This is a genomic window from Lentzea sp. NPDC060358, assembly GCF_042725365.1.
GTDB lineage: Bacteria > Actinomycetota > Actinomycetes > Mycobacteriales > Pseudonocardiaceae > Lentzea.
The window spans coordinates 1-1,207 of record NZ_JBHXCW010000486.1; the positions used below are offsets into that span (position 1 = coordinate 1).

Annotated in this window: 1 protein-coding gene; it reads right to left on the reverse strand. The window is 69.3% G+C overall.

Going from position 1 to position 1,207, the window contains the following annotated elements; all coding sequences use genetic code 11:
* Positions 1–1,166, reverse strand: a 1,166-nt coding sequence (locus ACFWGZ_RS41070; RefSeq protein ID WP_382456986.1) for a cryptochrome/photolyase family protein, incomplete at its 3' end; no start/stop codon positions are given.
* Positions 1,167–1,207 lie beyond the last annotated feature (41 nt).

Below are 1,207 nucleotides of genomic sequence, written 5' to 3' on the forward strand. Positions count from 1 at the left end.
GAGTCGGGCGCGTCCTTCCGCACGTAGGCGCCGTCCGGGTCGAACTTCTTCTGCTGCGTCGTCGGGTTGAAGATCCGGAAGAACGGCGCCGCGTCCGTGCCGCAGCCCGCGACCCACTGCCAGTTGTGCTGGTTCGACGCGAGGTCGCCGTCGACCAGGTGCTCCATGAAGTGCCGCGCGCCCCACCACCACGGCAGGTGCAGGTCCTTGACGAGGAAGCTCGCGACGATCATGCGCACCCGGTTGTGCATGAAGCCCTCCTGCAGCAGCTGCCGCATGCCGGCATCGACGATCGGGAAGCCCGTGCGGCCCTGCTTCCAGGCCTCGAACAGCTCCTCGTCGTCGTCGTGCACCATCCGGTCGAACTTGCGGTCGAGGTTCTCGCGCGCGGTCTCCGGCTTGTGCCACAACACGTCGGCGTAGAACTCGCGCCACGCGAGCTCGCTGCGGTACGTGCCGTCGCAGTCCTGCAGGAGCGTGCGGGGGTGCAGCACGCCCCACCGCAGGAACGCCGACATCCGGCTGGTGGCGTCGAGGTCGGGCCGGTCGCGCGTGGTGTCGTAGTCGTGGAGGCGTTCGTCGCGGAACTTCTCCCACAGCTCCAAGGCGTCCGGCAGCTTCTCCTGCGCCTTCGGGATCTTGGTGTTGTTGGTGGGCTTCATCCAGTCCACAGTGGAGGCGTCCGTGTCGGCGGGCTTGCGCCAGCCGTGCTCCAGCCAGGCGTTGCGGAACGGCGTGAAGACCTTGAACGGCGTGCCGTCGCCCTTGCGCACCCGTCCCGGCGCGACGGCGTAGGGCGAGCCGGAGCGGACGAGTTCGATGTCCCCCAACGCTTCCTCGACGGCCTCGTCCCTGCGGCGGCCGTACGGCGCGTAGTCGGCGGAGATGTGCACGCTCCCGGCGCCGATCTCCTTCGCGACGCGCGGCACGGTCTTCACCGGGTCGCCGTGCACGACCATCAACCGGCCGCCGAGCTCGTCGTTCAGCGCGTGCAGGCACCGGTGCAGGAAGTCGATCCGCGGCTGTCCCGACGGTTTCAGCAGGCGGTCGTCGAGGACGAACAAGCCGAGCGCGCGCGGAGACCTCTCCGCGGCGGCGAGGATCGCCGGGTGGTCGGACGTCCGCAGGTCGCGGCGGAACCAGATCAGCGAGGGTTCGGAACTCACCGGTCGACGCTAAGACGAGCGGGGCACGCCTGCATGACAGG